Source organism: Pseudomonas sp. SDT291_1_S447 (assembly GCF_054070155.1).
This window is the reverse complement of sequence record NZ_JBSVXS010000004.1, coordinates 48,534-65,904: the sequence shown is the minus strand read 5'-3', so window position 1 is coordinate 65,904 and position 17,371 is coordinate 48,534. Positions and strand designations below refer to the sequence as shown.

At 60.2% G+C, this 17,371-nt stretch carries 21 protein-coding genes; all 21 read left to right on the top strand.

Annotated features, from left to right (window positions below; all coding sequences use genetic code 11):
- Nucleotides 1-8: 8 nt before the first annotated feature.
- The 21 genes from ACW9IR_RS02810 (at nucleotide 9) to ACW9IR_RS02710 (ending at nucleotide 17,366) form a co-directional block, all read left to right on the top strand.
- Nucleotides 9-593, top strand: coding sequence for a phage tail terminator protein (locus ACW9IR_RS02810; RefSeq protein ID WP_457461536.1), 585 nt, complete (start codon nucleotides 9-11; stop codon nucleotides 591-593).
- Nucleotides 590-769 (top strand): DUF2635 domain-containing protein, encoded by a 180-nt coding sequence (locus ACW9IR_RS02805; protein WP_007908782.1) that lies wholly within the window; start codon nucleotides 590-592, stop codon nucleotides 767-769. The genes ACW9IR_RS02810 and ACW9IR_RS02805 overlap by 4 nt, the downstream gene beginning before the upstream one ends.
- On the top strand, nucleotides 769-2,265 hold the full coding sequence (locus tag ACW9IR_RS02800) for a phage tail sheath subtilisin-like domain-containing protein (RefSeq protein WP_110720160.1): 1,497 nt from the start codon (nucleotides 769-771) through the stop codon (nucleotides 2,263-2,265). The genes ACW9IR_RS02805 and ACW9IR_RS02800 overlap by 1 nt, the downstream gene beginning before the upstream one ends.
- Before the next feature lie 67 nt (nucleotides 2,266-2,332).
- Entirely contained in the window at nucleotides 2,333-2,680 is a 348-nt protein-coding gene (locus ACW9IR_RS02795) for a phage tail tube protein (protein WP_007908779.1), read from the top strand.
- Nucleotides 2,677-2,973 (top strand): phage tail assembly protein, encoded by a 297-nt coding sequence (locus ACW9IR_RS02790; RefSeq protein WP_007908778.1) that lies wholly within the window; start codon nucleotides 2,677-2,679, stop codon nucleotides 2,971-2,973. Before ACW9IR_RS02795 ends, ACW9IR_RS02790 begins: the two co-directional genes overlap by 4 nt.
- 130 nt (nucleotides 2,974-3,103) lie before the next feature.
- Complete coding sequence (locus tag ACW9IR_RS02785; protein ID WP_457461533.1) at nucleotides 3,104-4,879, top strand: phage tail protein; 1,776 nt, start codon at nucleotides 3,104-3,106, stop codon at nucleotides 4,877-4,879.
- On the top strand, nucleotides 4,866-6,101 hold the full coding sequence (locus ACW9IR_RS02780) for a DNA circularization protein (RefSeq protein ID WP_150729640.1): 1,236 nt from the start codon (nucleotides 4,866-4,868) through the stop codon (nucleotides 6,099-6,101). The genes ACW9IR_RS02785 and ACW9IR_RS02780 overlap by 14 nt, the downstream gene beginning before the upstream one ends.
- 3 nt (nucleotides 6,102-6,104) lie before the next feature.
- Entirely contained in the window at nucleotides 6,105-7,154 is a 1,050-nt protein-coding gene (locus ACW9IR_RS02775; RefSeq protein ID WP_457461531.1) for a phage baseplate assembly protein, read from the top strand.
- 135 nt (nucleotides 7,155-7,289) lie between these two features.
- The gene (locus ACW9IR_RS02770) at nucleotides 7,290-7,799 is read left to right on the top strand and encodes a phage baseplate assembly protein V (protein ID WP_110720163.1); all 510 of its coding nucleotides are present in this window, start codon (nucleotides 7,290-7,292) and stop codon (nucleotides 7,797-7,799) included.
- The gene (locus tag ACW9IR_RS02765) at nucleotides 7,799-8,197 is read left to right on the top strand and encodes a phage GP46 family protein (RefSeq protein ID WP_077571355.1); all 399 of its coding nucleotides are present in this window, start codon (nucleotides 7,799-7,801) and stop codon (nucleotides 8,195-8,197) included. Before ACW9IR_RS02770 ends, ACW9IR_RS02765 begins: the two co-directional genes overlap by 1 nt.
- Nucleotides 8,187-9,233: a baseplate J/gp47 family protein gene (locus ACW9IR_RS02760; protein ID WP_150792508.1), complete on the top strand. Its 1,047-nt coding sequence runs from the start codon at nucleotides 8,187-8,189 to the stop codon at nucleotides 9,231-9,233. The genes ACW9IR_RS02765 and ACW9IR_RS02760 overlap by 11 nt, the downstream gene beginning before the upstream one ends.
- Nucleotides 9,221-9,820 carry a YmfQ family protein gene (locus ACW9IR_RS02755; RefSeq protein ID WP_095119252.1) on the top strand — a complete coding sequence of 200 codons (600 nt, stop codon included), beginning with the start codon at nucleotides 9,221-9,223 and terminating at the stop codon, nucleotides 9,818-9,820. The genes ACW9IR_RS02760 and ACW9IR_RS02755 overlap by 13 nt, the downstream gene beginning before the upstream one ends.
- A 13-nt stretch (nucleotides 9,821-9,833) precedes the next feature.
- Complete coding sequence (locus tag ACW9IR_RS02750; protein WP_102902645.1) at nucleotides 9,834-10,991, top strand: phage tail protein; 1,158 nt, start codon at nucleotides 9,834-9,836, stop codon at nucleotides 10,989-10,991.
- Nucleotides 10,988-11,503, top strand: coding sequence for a phage tail protein (locus ACW9IR_RS02745; protein WP_102902646.1), 516 nt, complete (start codon nucleotides 10,988-10,990; stop codon nucleotides 11,501-11,503). The genes ACW9IR_RS02750 and ACW9IR_RS02745 overlap by 4 nt, the downstream gene beginning before the upstream one ends.
- 139 nt (nucleotides 11,504-11,642) lie before the next feature.
- A complete protein-coding gene (locus ACW9IR_RS02740) occupies nucleotides 11,643-12,683 on the top strand; it encodes a phage tail protein (RefSeq protein ID WP_110720169.1) in 1,041 nt (346 codons plus the stop codon).
- Nucleotides 12,684-12,690: 7 nt separating this feature from the next.
- A complete protein-coding gene (locus ACW9IR_RS02735; RefSeq protein WP_110720170.1) occupies nucleotides 12,691-13,251 on the top strand; it encodes a tail fiber assembly protein in 561 nt (186 codons plus the stop codon).
- Between the two features lie 83 nt (nucleotides 13,252-13,334).
- Nucleotides 13,335-14,261, top strand: coding sequence for a hypothetical protein (locus ACW9IR_RS02730; RefSeq protein ID WP_457461526.1), 927 nt, complete (start codon nucleotides 13,335-13,337; stop codon nucleotides 14,259-14,261).
- The gene (locus ACW9IR_RS02725; protein ID WP_102902650.1) at nucleotides 14,261-14,728 is read left to right on the top strand and encodes a phage tail assembly chaperone; all 468 of its coding nucleotides are present in this window, start codon (nucleotides 14,261-14,263) and stop codon (nucleotides 14,726-14,728) included. The genes ACW9IR_RS02730 and ACW9IR_RS02725 overlap by 1 nt, the downstream gene beginning before the upstream one ends.
- 40 nt (nucleotides 14,729-14,768) lie before the next feature.
- A complete protein-coding gene (locus ACW9IR_RS02720; RefSeq protein ID WP_150706112.1) occupies nucleotides 14,769-15,689 on the top strand; it encodes a gp53-like domain-containing protein in 921 nt (306 codons plus the stop codon).
- 2 nt (nucleotides 15,690-15,691) lie between these two features.
- Nucleotides 15,692-16,132, top strand: a complete 441-nt coding sequence (locus ACW9IR_RS02715; protein ID WP_457461524.1) for a phage tail assembly chaperone — start codon at nucleotides 15,692-15,694, stop codon at nucleotides 16,130-16,132.
- A gap of 31 nt (nucleotides 16,133-16,163) precedes the next feature.
- Nucleotides 16,164-17,366, top strand: coding sequence for a carbohydrate-binding protein CenC (locus ACW9IR_RS02710; RefSeq protein WP_457461522.1), 1,203 nt, complete (start codon nucleotides 16,164-16,166; stop codon nucleotides 17,364-17,366).
- Nucleotides 17,367-17,371: the final 5 nt, after the last annotated feature.

Here is a 17,371-nt window from a genome sequence, read left to right as displayed (position 1 = left end):
ACACCCCCATGAAGATCACCCCGATCCTCACGCAATTGCGTGGGCAATGCCCTGGCCTTGCCAATCACATTTCGGTGGGTGTCGATCTGGCGCTGCTACAAGGCAACCCGGATCTGCCGACACCCTCGGCCCACGTGCTGCCACTGGCCGACTTGGCGAGTGAAAGCACCACCCAAAACCTCACCACTCAACCGATCCGCGACCGCTTCGAAATCGTCCTGGTGCTTGACGCCAGCGACGCTACAAAAGCGCTGGATCTGTTGCACGACCTGCGCGCCGAACTGTGGCGTGCGCTGGTGGGGTTCAAGCCCGATTCCGACTACAGCGCCATCGTTTACGACGGCGGCGAAATGGTCTCGATCAACAGCAGTCGCGTGTTCTACCGGCTGCGCTTTTTTGCCGAGTTCCAGCTCGGTCGCAATCTGCCGAGTCAGCCTGCGGAGAGTTGGCACGAACGCGAACTGGACGGTTTGTCGTCCTTTACCGGGGCCACCGTGCGGGTCGATGCGATCGACCCGGCCGACCCCAACCTGAAACGCCCGGGCCCCGATGGGCGCGTGGAAATGACTTTCTCTGGAGACGTAACCCCATGAGCAATCGCATCACCGTACTGCCGGCCGAAGGCCGTGTCGTACCTGACCCAGAGGCGGGCGATCTGCTGCCGCTGGAAGGCCGTGAAGTGCTGGACAGCGCCTGGTGGCGCCGACGTCTGGCCGACGGCGATATCACCCTCAAAACCGCACCAGCCAAACAAAAGGGAGCCAAATAATGGCGATCGGATTCAGCAACATCCCCGCGGACATTCGTGTACCGCTGTTCTATGCCGAAATGGACAACTCGGCCGCCAATAGCGCGAGTTCGACCCTGCGTCGTTTGATCGTCGCTCAGGTCAACGACAACATCGCGCCGACCGAAGTCGGCAAACTGGTGTTGGTCTCCAGTGTTGCGCTGGCCAAGAGCATCGGCGGCCAAGGCTCGATGCTCGCCTCGATGTACGAAACCTTCCGCAAGGCTGACCCGATCGGCGAGATCTGGTGCCTGCCGCTGCACAACACCGAAGGCGCGATCGCCAAAGGCGTGCTGACCCTGACCGGCACCGCCACTCAGGCCGGCGTGTTGAATCTGTATGTCGGTGGCGTGCGTGTGCAAGCCACCGTGGTCAACGGTGCCACCGCTGCCCAAGCGGCCACCGCCCTGGCGCAGAAAATCAACGCCACCGCCGATCTGCCGGTCAGCGCTGTCGCTGCCGAAGGTGTGGTCACCCTGAACGCCAAATGGACGGGCGACAGCGGTAACGACATCAGCCTGCAATTCAATCGCCTGGGCAAGAGCAACGGCGAAGACACCCCGGCCGGCCTGACCACTGCGATCACTGCCATGACTGGCGGCGCCGGTGTGCCGGATCAGGTGGAAGCCATCGCCGCACTGGGTGACGAGCCGTTCGAATTCATCGCACTGCCATGGTCCGATCTGTCGACGCTCAACACCTGGCAAGCGGTCATGGATGACAGCACCGGTCGCTGGTCGTGGGCCAAGCAACTGTTCGGTCACGTCTACAGCGCCAAACGCGGCACTGTCGGCACTCTGGTGGCTGCCGGCCAAGCACGCAACGATCAGCACATGACCATTCAGGCGCTGGAACCGGGCGTTCCGCAACCGTTCTGGGTACAGGCTGCCGCACTGGCTGCACGCACCGCGGTGTTCATCTCCGCCGACGCTAGCCGTCCGACGCAGAGCGGCAGCCTGCCGGGCGTTGATCCGGCTCCGGCCAGCGAACGCTTCACCCTGACCGAGCGTCAGTCGCTGCTCAACTATGGCATCGCCACCGCGTACTACGAAGGCGGCTACGTGCGCATCCAGCGCTCGATCACCACCTACCAGAAAAACGCTTACGGTCAGGCCGATAACTCCTACCTGGACAGCGAAACCATGCACCAGTCGGCGTTCATCGTGCGCCGTCTGCAAAGCGTGATCACCAGCAAGTACGGCCGGCACAAACTGGCTTCCGACGGCACCCGTTTCGGCGCCGGCCAGCCAATCGTCACCCCGGCGACCATTCGCGGTGAACTGATCGCGCAGTACGCCAAGCTTGAACTGGAAGGCCACGTCGAGAACGCCGAGCTGTTCGCCGAGCACCTGATCGTCGAGCGCGACGTGCAGGATCCGAGCCGCGTGAACGTGCTGTTCCCGCCGGATTACATCAACGGTCTGCGCGTGTTCGCACTGCTCAACCAATTCCGTCTGCAGTACGACGACGCGGCTTGATTCGCGCGTTTGACGGCAAGTTTTCAGCCCACCTCGCGTGGGCTTTTTCATTCAAGGGAGTAACACCATGGGTCAACTGATTGCAGGCACCTGCTACGTCAAAGTCGACGGCGCACAACTGACCATCAATGGCGGCTGCGAAGCCCCGCTGATGGCGGTCAAACGCGAAACCGTCGTACCGGGTTTCTACAAGGAAACCGACATCGCGCCGTCGTTCAAAGTGACCGCGCTGCATACCGCCGACTTCCCGCTGAAGAAGCTGATCGAAGGCACCGACATCACCGTCACCTGCGAATTCAGCAACGGCAAAGTCTACGTACTGGCCGGTGCGTATCTGGTCGAAGAGCCAGTCTCCAAAGGCGATGACGCCACCATCGAACTGAAATTCGAAGGCATCAAGGGGACCTGGCAATGAGCGGCGCCGTGAAGCTTCAGGTTGCGATCGAAGCTCACGGCGAGCCCCTGACCGAACTCGTCCTGCGCCGTCCGACGGTGCAGGAAGTGCGAGCGATCAAGGCGCTGCCGTACAAGATCGACAAGAGCGAAGAAGTCAGCCTCGACATGGACGTGGCGGCCAAATACATCGCCGTGTGCGCCGGTATTCCACCGTCGTCGGTCAACCAGTTGGATCTGGCTGACCTCAATGCGCTGAGCTGGGCCGTTGCGAGTTTTTTCATGAGTGCGGCGTCGGCGCCATCACCGACCTGATCGCCGTCGCCTATGACCTGGCCTGGTTCTGGAAGGTTGACCCCGAACAGATGATGGCCAGGCCACTGGATGTGCTCCGCGAATCGCTGGAGCACGCGCAACGGATCAATGCGATGCAGCAGGTGCAGTGATGGCAGACGAAGAAACGAAAGTAAAAACTCCGGTGCTGATCACGGGCATCGATGAACTGTCGCCCAAGCTCGGCGCCCTTCAGGCCAAGGTCGGGAGTTTCAAGAAAAATCTTGAGCAGGTCGGCCTCGACAAACTGGACATCAGCGGACTGTTCAAGGGCGGCAGCGTGATCACGCCGTTCGTGGACGGGATCAAATCGGCGGCAGCATTTCAAGGCAAATTGACCGAAGTCAGCGACACGGCAAAAACCGTCGACCTGCCCGCCGCGCCGAAAGTCGCTGCGCAAAACATGAATGTGTTCAGTGCGTCGATGGAGAAGGTTTCGGCGGCCGTCGACGCCGCGCTGGTACCGGCGGTAGGGGCGTTGGTGGTGGGCCTGGAACCGATGCTGACCCAGGTCGGCAGCCTGCTCGCCGACAACCCGAAACTGGTCGAGGGCTTGGCGGCGGGGGCGATTGCCTTCTCGGCGATGCAAACCGCCGTCACCGGTATGACCCAGGTGATGGACGTGATGAGCATGGTGCTCAAGACCAACCCGATCATGTTGATCGCGATGGGCATCGCGCTGGCGGCCGGTTTGATTTATGCCAACTGGACGCCGATCAGTGCCTTTTTCAAGGGCATGTGGGAGGGCGTGAAGAACATCGGTGTGAGTGCGATGGCGACGTTGCGCTCGATCCTCGATTGGCGACCGCTGGATGCACTGGCGGCGTTGTGGTCACCGATCGCCGAATTCTTCTCGGGCATCTGGGCCAAGGTCAAAACCGTCACCGCGCCAGTGATCGACTTTTTCAAATCGGTGTTCTCGTGGACGCCCGCCGGCATGATCCTGGAAAACTGGGCGCCGCTGACCGGTCTGTTTTCGGCGATCTGGGAATTGCTCAAGGCCTTGAGTGTGCCGGTGATGGCGTTCCTCAAAGGTCTGTTCGACTGGACGCCGTTGGGCATGATCATCAACAACTGGGGCGCGATCACCGGGTTCTTTGCCTCGATCTGGACGGCGCTGCAACCGGCGGCACAAGCCATCAAGGACTTCTTCGGCACGTTGTTCGATTACTCCCCGCTGGGCATGATGGTCAACAACTGGGGCAGCATCGTCACGTTCTTCGAACCGATCTGGGCCGCGTTGCAAACCTCGGCGCAGCAGATCAAAAGCTTCTTCCAGAGCCTGTTCGAATGGTCGCCGCTGGAACAGATCGCGATGTACTGGCAGCCGATCAGCGAAGTGTTTTCGGCGCTGTGGGGCGTGGTGCAAGCGTTGGCCGCACCGGTACTTGAGTTTTTGCACAACATGTTCGAATGGACGCCGTTGGGGCAGATCATCAAGAACTGGGGGCCGATCACCGAGTGGTTTGGCGAGTTGTGGCAAAAACTGCAAACCGTCATTGCGCCGATCAAAGAGCTGTTCGACGGTGGTTTTGCCGGACTGATCGCCAAGGTCACCGGCAAGGTTGAAACGTTCACCGAAGCGCAACGCCAGACCAATGCCGAAGGCAAAGGGGAGCTGGCGCCGGCGTTCTTCGGAGCAACGCCGCAAGCAGCGGGTAACGGTGGACTGCAGAGCGGATCACTGCCGCAAAACTCCGGCGCACTGATTCAACAAAGCGCAGCCAACAACCGCACGCAACTCGAAGGCGGCCTGACCGTGCGCTTCGAAAATGCGCCGGCCGGATTGCGCACCGATCAACCGCAAAGCAATCAACCGGGCCTGGCGCTGTCTTCGCGCATCGGCTATCGCTCGCTGTCGGCAGGAGGTTCCAATGAACTGGCGTGACCGTTTGTTGCCGGCATCGTTTCGCGGTGTCGGTTTCTGGATCGATCAGGCGAAAACCCCGGTCGGTCGCAAAGGTCAGTTGCATGAGTATCCGCAACGCGATCTGCCGTACTTCGAAGATCTCGGCCAGCAGGCCAGGATTCACGATGTCACCGCATTCATCATCGGCGCCGATTGCCTGGAGCAGCGCGACAAGCTGCTCAAGGCGTTAGAGGCGGGCAGTGGTGAACTGGTGCATCCGTGGCTCGGACGCCTGCAAGTCAAGGTCGGCGAATGCGACATGACCCACACCCGCCAGGACGGCGGGTTGGTGACCTTTACCCTGAAGTTTTATCCCGATCAGCCGTTGCCGTTTCCGACCGCCAGCGTCAGCACACAGAAAGTGCTGCTGGCCAAGGCCGACACGCTGTTGGGGTCTGCGGTGGCACGTTTCGAACAGGCGATGACGCTGATCAAGGCTGCGCGGATCGGCATTGCCAATCTGCGTAACAGCCTGACCGGGGTTTATGAGGTGATCAAAGAACAGCTCAAGCCGCTGATCGAGCAGTACCGGCAGATCACTGAACTGGTCAAAGCGGTCAAGGAGTTGCCCAAGGAAGTGGCGGCGGAGTTCAAAGGCCTGCTCGGCGATATCAAGGAACTCAAGGAGTTTGCGAAGGAGGGCTACCGTGGCGTGATTGCCGACGTCTCCCAGCAACTTGAAGCCATCCGCAAGGCTGATGCGCCGAAGATCACCACCGGCAAGGACACCAATGCTGCGGCGCAAGCCATGGCCGATCTGGTCCAGGACACGATGCTGGTCAAAGTGGCGCAGTGGGTGGCGTCGATGCCAGTGGCGAGCCCCGCCGTGAAGCTGTCGTCGACACCTTCGGTGGCGCATCAGGCGGATCAACCGGTGACCCGTCCGGAAGTACCGGTGACCGATGAAATGAAAGCGCTGCAGAAAGCTGTCGGGGTGGCCATTGATCCGATGCTGGACAAGGCCGATCCCAAGCACCACCAGGCAATCAACGATGTCAAGGAAGCGCTGCTGGCGCATCTCAAGGCAGTGGCGTCGTCCGGTGTGCGCCAGGTCACCAAATCGTTCCAGGAAAGCCTGCCGGCGCTGGTTGTGGCCTACAAGCAATTTGCCGATGCCACACGGGTGACGCAAGTGACTCAGAGCAACGCGATGAACCATCCGGGTTTTTCACCCAACGACGTGAAAGTGTCCAGGGAGTGAGCCATGAGCGAGATGGATAACCGCGTCACGTTGACCGTCAACAACATGGAATACGGCGGCTGGAAAAGCGTGGAAATCACGGCCGATCTGGAGCGCCAGTTCCGCACTTTCAAACTTGACATCACCTGGCAGTGGCCGGGGCAGACGGTGGACCAGCGGATCAAGCCGGGTGACCCCTGCGAAGTGAAAATCGGCCAGGATCTGGTGCTCACCGGCTATGTGTTCAAGGCTCCGATCAGCTATGACGGGCGCCAGATCAGCCTGAGCATCGAGGGCAGTTCCAAGACCCAGGATCTGGTCGATTGCGCCGCCAGAAACCAGCCGAACCAGTGGCAGGAGCAACCGCTGTTGAGCATCGTGCAGGCGCTGGCGATGGAGTACGGGCTGATGGTGGTCAATGAAATTCCCGAGACTGCACGGCTGACCAAGCACACGATTGTGCCGGGTGAAACGGTGTTCCAGTCGATCGACCGTTTGCTCTCGTTGCTGCGGGTGTTTTCCACCGATGACGAGCAGGGCCGGCTGGTGCTGGCCAAACCCGGCAGCGGTGGGCGGGCCAGTGATGCGCTGGAGTTGGGCAAGAATATCCTGTCGGCCAACGCCCCCATGGATCAGAGCCAGGTGTTCTCCGAATACCGGGTGATCGGCCAGCAGAAAGGTTCGGACAAGAAGAGCGGGGCGGCGGTCAGCGAGGTTGAATCCAGCGCGACCGATCTGAGCTTCAAACGTCGACGCACCACCATCATCAACGAGGGCACCGCGCTGACGTTCGAACTGGCCCAGCAACGCGCCCAGTGGGAGTGCGCCACCCGTATGGGGCGGGCGCAGACCACCACGTATCGGGTGCAGGGCTGGCGCCAGGCCAACGGTGATCTTTGGCGGCACAACACGCTGGTCAAAGTCACGGATCCGGTGCTTGGGTTCGATTGCGACATGCTGATCTCCAAGGTCACTTATTCGCTGTCGGCACAAGGCTCGGTGACCACGCTGCAAGTGGCGCCGCCGCATACCTTCGATCCTGATCCAACACCCCCCAAGAAAACTTCAGCCTGACACCCGACCCTGTGGGAGCGAGCTTGCTCGCGAAGGCGTCAGATCAGACACCGCTCTGGTGCTTGTCAGGACGCTTTCGCGAGCAAGCTCGCTCCCACAGGGATCAGCATCAACCTCACCTCTTGAGGACAATTCATGAGCCTACTGACACGCCTGCTGGCGCGCGGCACTGTCGTGCTCGCCAATTCGGCATCCAAGCTGCAATCGCTGCAAATGCGCCTCACCGCCGGCGAAGTGAACGACGACATGGAGCACTTCGAACCTTACGGCTTCACCAGCCATCCGCTGGCCGGTGCCGAAGGTGTCGTCACGTTCATCGGCGGCGACCGTTCCCACGCCATCGCTCTGGTCATCGCCGACCGCCGCTATCGCCTGCAAGCGCTGGCCGCTGGTGAAGTGGCGATCTACACCGACGAGGGCGACAAGATTCATTTCAAGCGGGGGCGGATCATCGACATCGAAACCGCCACGCTGAACATCCGCGCCAGCAGCGCGGTGAACTTCGATACGCCGGTGATCAACCAGACCGGCAAGATCGTGTCCACCGGCGATCAACTCGCCGGTGGCATCAGCCAGATCAAACATGTGCATGTCGGCGTACAGGCCGGCAGCGGCCAGACCGGCGCGCCGGCAGGAGGCAAGTGATGCTGATCAGCCAAAACCTCCACGCTGCACTGACCCGCTCCGTACTGATCAGCCTGTTCACTTGGCGCCGCGCCGCCGATGACGACGCCCTCGACGACGACGAACGTTTCGGCTGGTGGGGCGACACGTTTCCTACCGTTGCCGACGATCGCATCGGCTCGCGGCTATGGCTGCTGCGCCGGGTGAAACTGACCCGACAAACGCAGATGGACGCCGAGTTCTATGCCCGTGAAGCCTTGCAGTGGCTGATCGACGACGGCCATTGCAGCGCCATCGACATCATCAGCGAACGCCTCGACGCCCAGCGCCTGAACCTGCGCACGGTCCTGACCCTGGCTGACGGCGAACGTCTGGACATCAACCCCGATAACAGTTGGCAGGTGATCTATGCCGTTTGAAACCCCTTCGCTGCCGGTGCTGATCAAGCGCACCCAAAGCGACCTGGCCGGCGATTCGCTGCGCCAGTCCGATGCGCAAGTGCTGGCCCGTACCCTCGGTGGCGCGGCTTATGGTCTGTACGGTTATCTCGACTGGATTGCCGAGCAGATCCTGCCGGACAAGGCCGATGAATCGACCCTGGAACGCATTGCCGCTCTACGTCTGAACCAACCGCGCAAACCCGCGCAAGTGGCCACCGGCAGCGTTAGTTTTACCGCGACCGCCGGCGCTGTGCTCGACGTCGACACGCTGCTGCAAACCAACGACGGTCGCACTTATAAAGTGACGGCCGCACGCACCACGACTAATGGCAGCAACACCACCACGATTGCCGCGCTGGATGCCGGCAGTCTCGGTAATGCCGACGCCGGGCTGGCACTGACACCGGTGCAGCCGATTGCCGGTGTGGTCGGCAACAGTTTTGTGGTGCTGGCGCCGGGACTCAGTGGCGGTGTTGCGCGGGAAAGTCTGGAGTCGCTGCGCTCGCGGGTGATTCGTTCTTACCGCGTTATTCCCCATGGCGGCTCGGCCAGTGACTACGAGACCTGGGCGCTGGAAGTGCCCGGCGTGACCCGCGCCTGGTGTCGTGGCGGTTTGCTCGGGCCGGGCACGGTGACGGTATTCATCATGCGTGACGAAGACCCGCAACCGGTGCCGAACGATGAGCAATTGGCGGAAGTTCAGGACTACATCGAACCGCTGCGTCCAGTAACGGCGGAAGTGCACGTGCAGCGGCCGATTCAAGTGCCGGTGGTGTATCGCTTCAAGAGCGTCAACCCGGACACCACCGCTGTGCGTGCCGCCGTTGAGGCGCAGTTGCGCGACCTGCACAACCGCGAAGCCGATCTGGGTGTGCCGTTGCTGATCAGTCATATCCGCGAAGCCATCAGCAGCGCTGGTGGTGAGTACGATCACACGCTGACCGCGCCAGCCGCTGACGTGCCCGCCGGGCAAAGCGAACTGCTGACCTTCGGAGGTTGCGTATGGGGGGCATAAGAACCGCCGCGCAATATCAGGCGCAATTGCGCGCCTTGCTGCCCAGCGGCCCGGCGTGGGACCCGGAACGCGTGCCGGAACTGGAAGAAGTTCTGCAAGGCGTCGCCGTCGAACTGGCCCGCCTCGATGCCCGCGCCGCCGACCTGCTCAACGAGATGGACCCGGCCGGCGTCAGCGAACTGGTGCCGGACTGGGAACAGGTGATGAACCTGCCCGATCCGTGCCTGGGCGCCACGCCACTGTTCGATGATCGTCGTCTCGCCGTACGCCGACGCTTGCTCGCGGTCGGCAGCCAGGCTGTCGGTTACTACATCGACATCGCCAAAAGCCAGGGTTACCCCAACGCGACCATCACCGAACTCGAAGCCCCGCGCATGGGCCGCTCGCGTTTCGGCTCGGCGCACTGGGGCACGTGGGAAGCGCAGTTCATGTGGACGCTCAATACCGGCGGGCGCTTGTTGCTGGGTCGGCGTTTCGGCGCGAGCTATTGGGGTGAGCGCTTCGGCGTCAATCCGGGTTCGGCGCTGGAATGCCTGATTCACCGCAGTGCGCCGGCGCATACCAAGGTGCACATCAATTATGACTAGGGAGGGATGAGCCATGGATTATCCGAACAGTGTGCCCAGCGCCGGCTTGGTGAATGGGAAGTTTGTCGATGAGAACCCAATGACCGGAACCCCGGGATCGCTGATCCCGGCGGATTGGGGTAACGGAGTTACCCAGGAAATTCTCAGTGTGATCAATGCGGCGGGTCTGACGCCGGACGAGAAAAAATACGATCAGTTGCTGCAGGCGATTCAGTCGGTGACGGCCAAGGGCTGGAATCAGGATCTTGCATTGCCGCTGGTGGCACTGCCGCTGCCGACGGTGGCCACCGCCGATGGTCGGTTGACGGTCAGCCCGGCTGCGGCATCCACCAGTGGTGGCAGGGTTTCAATTGCGGCGGGCACTTATATCAGCCTCGGTCAGGAAGTCGTGAATGGTCAGTTGGGTCGTTCGCGCACGTTTGTGACGTCTGCCTGGAGCAGCGCGGATCTGTTGCCCAGCAGCCATTACTTTTTACGCGCTCAGGTCTCTGGCGGTGCGCTTACGTTCTATGTGCAGCGTGGCAACATCCATGACGTGACGCCCGAGTCGTTGAAAGGAACGGTAAACGGTGCCGCTGGGGGTGGCTTCCAGTCGACGGCACTGGACATGTGCCTGGCGTGGATCGTGACCGGCGCACCGGGCTCGGTGCCCACGGTTCGAACCATCTACAACCGTGCTCGTTTGACCTGGACTCAGACGGTCAACGGAACGGGCGCAATTTTCCTCCCACTGGATCCCCATGCACGTTCTGCACGATTGGTTGCCGGCAACCCGACACCGTCGTCAACCGCAGTGACGGCGGTTGGTTTTCCATCAACCGGCTGGGTGGGAGGTAACTATTGCTTCCTGTCGCCCATGATCGCTGGTAGCTCCAATAATGCTGGTGGCTGGAACCCCGCAACGGCTTCCCCTTGTGTGTTGTTCACCAACAACATCGTTAACGACGTGACGGTTTCAACGCTGGCCGCCAGTTTCGACCATGCCAATTTGCGCTCGCTGTGGCAGTGCTATCAGGCAGAGCACAACCTTGGTCAGTCGAACGCCGAAAGTGATGAATTGCTACTGAGCATGGGCATCAAGAGCCATCCGGTCACTGATTACAGCGTCGGTATCGCGGTCAATTTCGCCGATGCCGTCAACGTCCAATTGTCCTGGGAGCTTATTCGATGATCGTTATTCAGGAGCTTCATCAGTTCGACGGCGAAATGCGCCTTCCTCAACCTTCTGCCGCCCATGACTGGGACGGTGAGGCATGGGTTCTGAACGCTGACAAACAGACTGAACTGAATGCGCAGGAAGTTGAACAGATTTGCGTCAAAGTTGACGCCGCTGCCGACAGCACTCGCATCGCATTGGCCGGCGACCCGCTCAAAGCCATGGAATACGCCCAGGCCGCCGCCGACGCCCAGGCTTATCAGGACGCCGGTTACCCAAAGAAGGAAGTGCCACTGTCGGTCGCTGCGTGGGTGGTCAAAGGACGCACTGCCAAACAAGCCGCCGAGCAGATTCTGAGCAAGGCCGATCAACTGACCGACCATCTGCTGGCGCTGCGTACGCTGCGCCTGAAGGCCAAAGCGCAAATTCGCGCGCAGGCTGCCAAGGGCAACATGGATCTTGCGCGCAGCGCTGGTGACGAAGTGTTGGTTGCCATTCGCCAACTGGCCAGCGGCCTTTCCGGCTAAGCCGAAAACCTTCATTCAGCGTCACCCAAGCCCACTTCGTTGTGGGCTTTTTATTTTCAGAAAAACGGACCGTGTACAGGCACGCAGAAGACGCTGTGTCGACGCCGGTCATTTGTCATTTCAAAGGAACGAGCAACCTATGGATTATCCAAAAAGCGTCCCCAGCGTCGGCCTGGTCGATGGCCGCTTCGTCGATGAAAACCCGGTCGCGGGTACGCCGGGGTCGTTGATTCCGGCGGTGTGGGGCAACAGTGTCACCGAAGAGTTGCTAAGCGTTATCAAAGCCGCCGGAATCATTCCGGCCGAAGCCGCTACGGATCAATTGTTGGCAGCATTCAAAAAGCTTCTCAGCCTGGCCAGCCCCATGGCATCGCGCGTGACGGAAGTTTCCGGAACAAAGACGTTGATTGCCGATGAGCTGGGGCTGGTCTTGATCAGTGCCAATGGGGCCGATGTAACGATCACGTTGCCACCGGTGAACGCTCTTTCCGGTGTGCGCGACGTTATTGTCCGTCGAACCGACAACAGCGCTAACCGCTTGGTGGTGCAAGCCGCGGGCAATGATCGAATTCGCTTTCATACTCATTTGTCGGCAAACGGCTACCCGTTTCTGGTGCTGATGGGGGCGGGCGACTGGTGGCACCTGCGCAGCGATGGTTCGGGTAACTGGTGGCCGGTAGGGCGCTTCGATGGCAGTGCGTTGGGACGAATTGTATTTGAGACATCGACTGCGCTCAGCCCCGGTGGATATGGCGCACTCAACGGTCGTGAGTTTCTGCGTGCCGAATGGCCGTGGCTCTGGGATCACGCTGTTCAATCGGGAATGTTGCGTGCCGAAGCTGACCGCGCGGGTGGCTGGAGCAGCGGTGACGGCATCAAGACCTTTCGCGGGCCTGAGGTTCGCGGCGAGTTCCTGCGGATGCTGGATGAGCAACGCAATATTGATGCGGGCCGAGTGGCTGGCTCATGGCAGACGGGAACCAACATCGCCGGTGATAACGGATCCGCCCCTGCGGTTCACGCGATCGGCAATCTGGCGACGATCGGGGCAGATCCGACCGCTTTCCTCGGCCTGACGTACTACGTCACTGCCACTAATGCTGAAAACTTCAGCGCCCCGTATTGGGGAATGGCCCGACCTAGAAACATTGCGTATCCAGGTCGCCTGAAACTGATTTGAGGTATTTATGGCTTATTACTATGTCAACGAACTCACCGGGGAACTGACCGGGCCCGTCGAACTGCCGGTTTGCCCAGGCATGGGGGTTGTTGTACCGGGCAATGCAATCGAGTTGCCGCAAGTATTGCCTGCTGCGGACTCCGGGCATGCCTGGGTTTGGCGCAATGAGCGCGCCCTGCAAATGGTCGACTTGCGCAACCGCACGGTTTTTCGCAAAGACAATGGCAATCCCCAGTACTGGGCGCAATTGGGTTGCCTACCCGATCACCTCACTGCCAAGCCTAGACCGGGTATCTATCACTTCTGGAAGAGTGACGATTGGGAACTGGATGTCGAAGCCGAGCGCACAGGCCTTATCGCGCACGCGCAAATCGATCGGGACAGCAGACTGCGCGAAGCAGTCATTCGGGTTGCGCCTCTGCAATATGCCTATGAGTTGGGCGAGGCGAGCAGTGATCAGTTAACCACTCTGCAAGCGTGGAAGCGTTATGCGCTGGCGTTGGCGCGGATCGAGCAGCAGTCGGATTATCCATCGGTTATTGATTGGCCTGCGCCGCCAACCGCGTAACTCGCCACTCACTCAATAAAAACCTTACAGACGGCCCTGTGCTGCCGGCATTCGGCTGCCTGTAAAACCTAGAAGATGCCGACATGGACTATCCAAAAAACATTCCCGGCGTCGGGCTGGTCAACGGCGGCTTCGTCGATGAAAACCCGCTCGCCGGCACACCGGGATCGTTGATCCCCGCCGCGTGGGGCAACAGCGTCACGCAAGAAATTCTCAACGCGATCAAGGCCGCCGGATTGACCCCGGATGAAGCCAAAACCGATCAACTGGCCACAGCCATCGGCGCCCTCGTTGATTTCACCAAACTGAAAAATACCCCAACCACGTTGGCTGGTTATGGCATCACCGATGCGGTGGGGCGGTTGCTGGGAGTTCGACAGTTCGAGATGGTCGGGATCACGGTTTACAAGCCAAATCCCAAGGCCAAACGCATTCGTGTGCGGCTGGTCGGAGCTGGTGGCTCGGGGGGCGGCTGTGCACCGGTGGCAGCGGGTTATCACAGCATCGGCGGTGGCGGTGGTGGTGGCGCCTATGGCGAGAGTTTGTATGACGTGAGCGCGGAAATGATGGCCGGCGTGCCGGTTTCACTGGGAGCGGGTGGTGCTTCACGTAACGCGATGGGACAGGCCGGTGGTGGTGCTTCTTTTGGCAGCTACATGAGCGTGGCAGGAGGCATGGGCGGGCAAATCCTGACCTTTCCCGTGACAGCCTCGGCAGTCGGCTTCGTTCAGGGTGGCGCCGGAGGGCAAGCCGTCACCGGTGGCAACCTCGCTAACGCACGTGGAATTGGCGGTGGTTACGCCATGTACAACGCCAATTGGGGCGTATTGGCAGGCGGTGGCGGAGCGAGTCCGTTTGATGGCGGCGGCCCGTTGATGGGCCTCAGTGGCCCTGGCACTTCAGGGAGCCGAGGCTCGGGTGGCAGTGGTTCTTGTTCAACCAATGCATCCGCCTCTGTCCTTAGCGGTGTCGGCGGCAACGCCTTCTGTGAAATCTGGGAGTACGAGTAATGGCCGTTTATGCACGGATCGAGAATGGCGTAGTCGTCGAACGGATCGACACCGGTGACTACGCAATCAGCCAACTGTTTGCGCCGTCTTTTGTCGAGTCGATGGTGCGAGTGCCGGATGGTCAGGCGGTCGAAATCGGCGCGCCAATCAGTGAGTTGCCGACAACTGCCGAACCACTGCCCGCGCAGCAAAGTCCGGTGATCCTCCAGGCGCCGGTTGCTGCAGATCAAACGCCTGCGGCAGCGGAACGTAGCTGGCGTCAGGCATCCCTTTCAGCGACCGAATGGCTGGTCACTCGCCATCGCGATGAGCAGGAACTGGGGCGCGGAACCTTGCTCAAGGCTGCGCAATATCTGGAACTGCTCGAGTACCGACAAGCGCTGCGCGACTGGCCTGATTCGGCGCTTTTTCCCGCAGCGGATTCCCGGCCGTCAGTGCCGCTTTGGCTGGCCAGCGCGATTGGCTAAGGCCTGCGCGCCCACTGTATTTCAATCAAGGAGATGAACATTGGACTATCCCAAAAGTGTGCCCAGTGTCGGGCTGGTCAACGGCCAGTTTGTCGATGAGGACCCGATTGCCGGAAAACCCGGTTCGCTGATCCCGGCGACATGGGGCAACAGCGTCACGCAAGAAATTCTCAACGTTGTTCAAGCTGCCGGTCTGACGCCGAACGAGTCGTCAAACAATCAGTTGCTGGGGGCGCTGCGCAGCCCGGCATTGTTCATGACAGCGCCTCAGTTTGATGGCGGGCGCTCGGCAGCAACGTCCGAGTTTGTGCAGCGGGCGCTGGGCAGCTACGCAAGTGCTCGCGGTATATTCGCCGCCACCCAATTGACCCAGGCCGACGTTGGCTGCTCGATCGGTCTCGGTGGCAACGCGACGTATACCGTGACGCTTCCGGATGCCGCTGCGGTGCCGAGCGGTGCCACGATCAGCCTGCATTGCCGTAACAGCGCTCCCGTCACCGTGGCCAGTAAAACCGGCACGCAGATCAGCCCGCAAGGTGCTTATCTGGCGTCGATCGTTTTGAACAATGGTGAGAGTGCGAACTTCGTCAGAGAGTCTGGAGTGTGGGTGGTGTATGGCACCGCTGCGCTGAAGTACTCAACCAATTACGCCGCACAGTTCGCCACATCGGGATATCAAAAGTTTCCCAGCGGTTTGATCCTGCAGTGGGTAACGGGGGGCTCCGATGCGAATGGCAACATGACGGTGTCGTTGCCGATCAGGTTTCCCAATGCTGTCCTCGGCGGTGTTGCCAATGAAGGCTACCCGGCAGGTTGGGGTGCCTCCAACGTCACCGTTTGGGCATTTGACGGCGCGAACTCCACGACAACGACAGTGGTTGCGCGGGTCCGAAATGTGCTGGCTGGAAGTGTAAAGGCTGAGCCGGGAATCTCGGGTCGCGTTCTGGTTTGGGGGTATTGATCATGACGATTTATTTCTATGCACAAAGCCTTGGCTTTGATCGAGTCGACAGCGCACTTCCCGAAGTGCCTGACGGGGCGGTGGAAATCACCCAAGCGCAATACGCCGAGCTGTTTTCCGGGCAGGCGAGTGGCAAAGTCATCAGCGCCAGTGCCAGTGGTCAGCCCGTTTTGACTGACCCCGTCGTTTCTCCTGCAACGCTTGCCAGCCACGAGCGCGCATGGCGCAACCATGTTCTGCAAAACACCCAGTGGTTGGTGTTTCGTGATGCCGAAGAGCTGGAGGTGGGTGAGGGTACGACTTTACGTTCCGAGGAGTTCAAAGAACTCCTGGCCTATCGGCAGGCGCTGCGCGACTGGCCCAATCATCTAGACTTCCCGGAGGCAAGTTCGCGCCCGGTCGAGCCTGACTGGCTTGAAGATTTGCTGCGGGCCAATGGCTGAGCGGTTCGCTCTCAATCAAGGATAGATATACATGGATTACCCAAAAAACGTTCCTGGCTCAGGCTTGGTCGACGGCAAGTTTGTCGATGAAGATGCCATCGCTGGAACACCGGGATCGTTGATTCCGGCGAGCTGGGGCAACAGTGTTACTCAGGAAATACTCAGCGCAATTATCGCAGCGGGGTTGAGCCCGGATGAGCAGCAGACCGACCAATTGGCGCAAGCGATCCGGCAGTTGTCCAGACCCGACCCGATGCAACAATTTCCTGTGCAGGTGTATCGCAGGAATCTGCTCATTAATGGCGATTTCCGAATCTGGCAGCGTGGGGCGAGCAATCAGGCCCCCAATATCGGTGGTTACGTGGCAGACCGTTTTCGTTGCGACTGGAACGGCAACGCCGGAGTAAGTATCACGCGTCAGACGTTTCCACTCGGGCAAGGGGAGGTTCCTGGCGAACCTGCCTGTTTCATGCGCTGGCAACAAACTGCGGCAGGCGCAGGGGCAACGACTCACAGAATTTCACAAAGTATCGAATCGGTCAGAACACTCGCCGGTAGGACTGCGACATTGACGTTCTGGGCGCGATCCGATGCCGCGCGGCCATTGCAAGTCGCCATCGCTCAACAATTCGGTGTGGGGGGATCGGCCGCTGTTGTGAGGGTTGTTGACGTCTTTCAGCTGAGTACAACGTGGAGCCGACACACAGCAACGTTTCAGGTGCCTGCCATTTCCGGAAAAATGCAAGGGGCCAGCGATTGCCTGACATTGTCTTTCGACCTGCCTTTGAATGTTTTGCAGACGGTCGATCTGACCCTTTTGCAGCTGGAGGAGGGACCTGTTTCCACGCCTTTCGAAGTTCGACCACTCGCCGAAGAACTGATGTTGTGTCAGCGCTATTACGAAAAGTCTTTTGCGAGCGGAATACCGGTCAGGGCAAACAACGGAACCAACACCTGTATTTCGACATTCACCCAAGTACCGTCAGGCAACATGGGGCAATACGGTATGACCATCGGTTTTCTGGTGCAGAAAAGAGTTCAGCCCACCGTGACCGCGTATTGCCCGGCTGACAGCAGCAATCAAGTCTGGAATCAAACGATCAGCAAGGCATGCACTGGCACTACATTGCAAGGTGTAACGGATCGCAGTATTTCATTTGCAACTGTCACGCCTGTAGGAAGTGCCCCTGGGCAAACCTTGCAACTGGAATGGACAGCGGACGCGGAAATCTAGGAGAA

Excerpts from the sequence above, each read along its gene's own strand:
- ACW9IR_RS02710 (WP_457461522.1), top strand. The coding sequence starts at position 16,164 with ATGGATTACCCAAAAAACGTTCCTGGCTCAGGCTTGGTCGACGGCAAG.
- ACW9IR_RS02750 (WP_102902645.1), top strand. The coding sequence starts at position 9,834 with ATGGATTATCCGAACAGTGTGCCCAGCGCCGGCTTGGTGAATGGGAAG.
- ACW9IR_RS02785 (WP_457461533.1), top strand. The coding sequence starts at position 3,104 with ATGGCAGACGAAGAAACGAAAGTAAAAACTCCGGTGCTGATCACGGGC.
- ACW9IR_RS02765 (WP_077571355.1), top strand. The coding sequence starts at position 7,799 with ATGCTGATCAGCCAAAACCTCCACGCTGCACTGACCCGCTCCGTACTG.
- ACW9IR_RS02795 (WP_007908779.1), top strand. The coding sequence starts at position 2,333 with ATGGGTCAACTGATTGCAGGCACCTGCTACGTCAAAGTCGACGGCGCA.
- ACW9IR_RS02775 (WP_457461531.1), top strand. The coding sequence starts at position 6,105 with ATGAGCGAGATGGATAACCGCGTCACGTTGACCGTCAACAACATGGAA.
- ACW9IR_RS02745 (WP_102902646.1), top strand. The coding sequence starts at position 10,988 with ATGATCGTTATTCAGGAGCTTCATCAGTTCGACGGCGAAATGCGCCTT.
- ACW9IR_RS02805 (WP_007908782.1), top strand. The coding sequence starts at position 590 with ATGAGCAATCGCATCACCGTACTGCCGGCCGAAGGCCGTGTCGTACCT.
- ACW9IR_RS02790 (WP_007908778.1), top strand. The coding sequence starts at position 2,677 with ATGAGCGGCGCCGTGAAGCTTCAGGTTGCGATCGAAGCTCACGGCGAG.
- ACW9IR_RS02755 (WP_095119252.1), top strand. The coding sequence starts at position 9,221 with ATGGGGGGCATAAGAACCGCCGCGCAATATCAGGCGCAATTGCGCGCC.
- ACW9IR_RS02780 (WP_150729640.1), top strand. The coding sequence starts at position 4,866 with ATGAACTGGCGTGACCGTTTGTTGCCGGCATCGTTTCGCGGTGTCGGT.
- ACW9IR_RS02770 (WP_110720163.1), top strand. The coding sequence starts at position 7,290 with ATGAGCCTACTGACACGCCTGCTGGCGCGCGGCACTGTCGTGCTCGCC.
- ACW9IR_RS02735 (WP_110720170.1), top strand. The coding sequence starts at position 12,691 with ATGGCTTATTACTATGTCAACGAACTCACCGGGGAACTGACCGGGCCC.
- ACW9IR_RS02730 (WP_457461526.1), top strand. The coding sequence starts at position 13,335 with ATGGACTATCCAAAAAACATTCCCGGCGTCGGGCTGGTCAACGGCGGC.
- ACW9IR_RS02740 (WP_110720169.1), top strand. The coding sequence starts at position 11,643 with ATGGATTATCCAAAAAGCGTCCCCAGCGTCGGCCTGGTCGATGGCCGC.
- ACW9IR_RS02800 (WP_110720160.1), top strand. The coding sequence starts at position 769 with ATGGCGATCGGATTCAGCAACATCCCCGCGGACATTCGTGTACCGCTG.
- ACW9IR_RS02810 (WP_457461536.1), top strand. The coding sequence starts at position 9 with ATGAAGATCACCCCGATCCTCACGCAATTGCGTGGGCAATGCCCTGGC.
- ACW9IR_RS02715 (WP_457461524.1), top strand. The coding sequence starts at position 15,692 with ATGACGATTTATTTCTATGCACAAAGCCTTGGCTTTGATCGAGTCGAC.
- ACW9IR_RS02760 (WP_150792508.1), top strand. The coding sequence starts at position 8,187 with ATGCCGTTTGAAACCCCTTCGCTGCCGGTGCTGATCAAGCGCACCCAA.
- ACW9IR_RS02725 (WP_102902650.1), top strand. The coding sequence starts at position 14,261 with ATGGCCGTTTATGCACGGATCGAGAATGGCGTAGTCGTCGAACGGATC.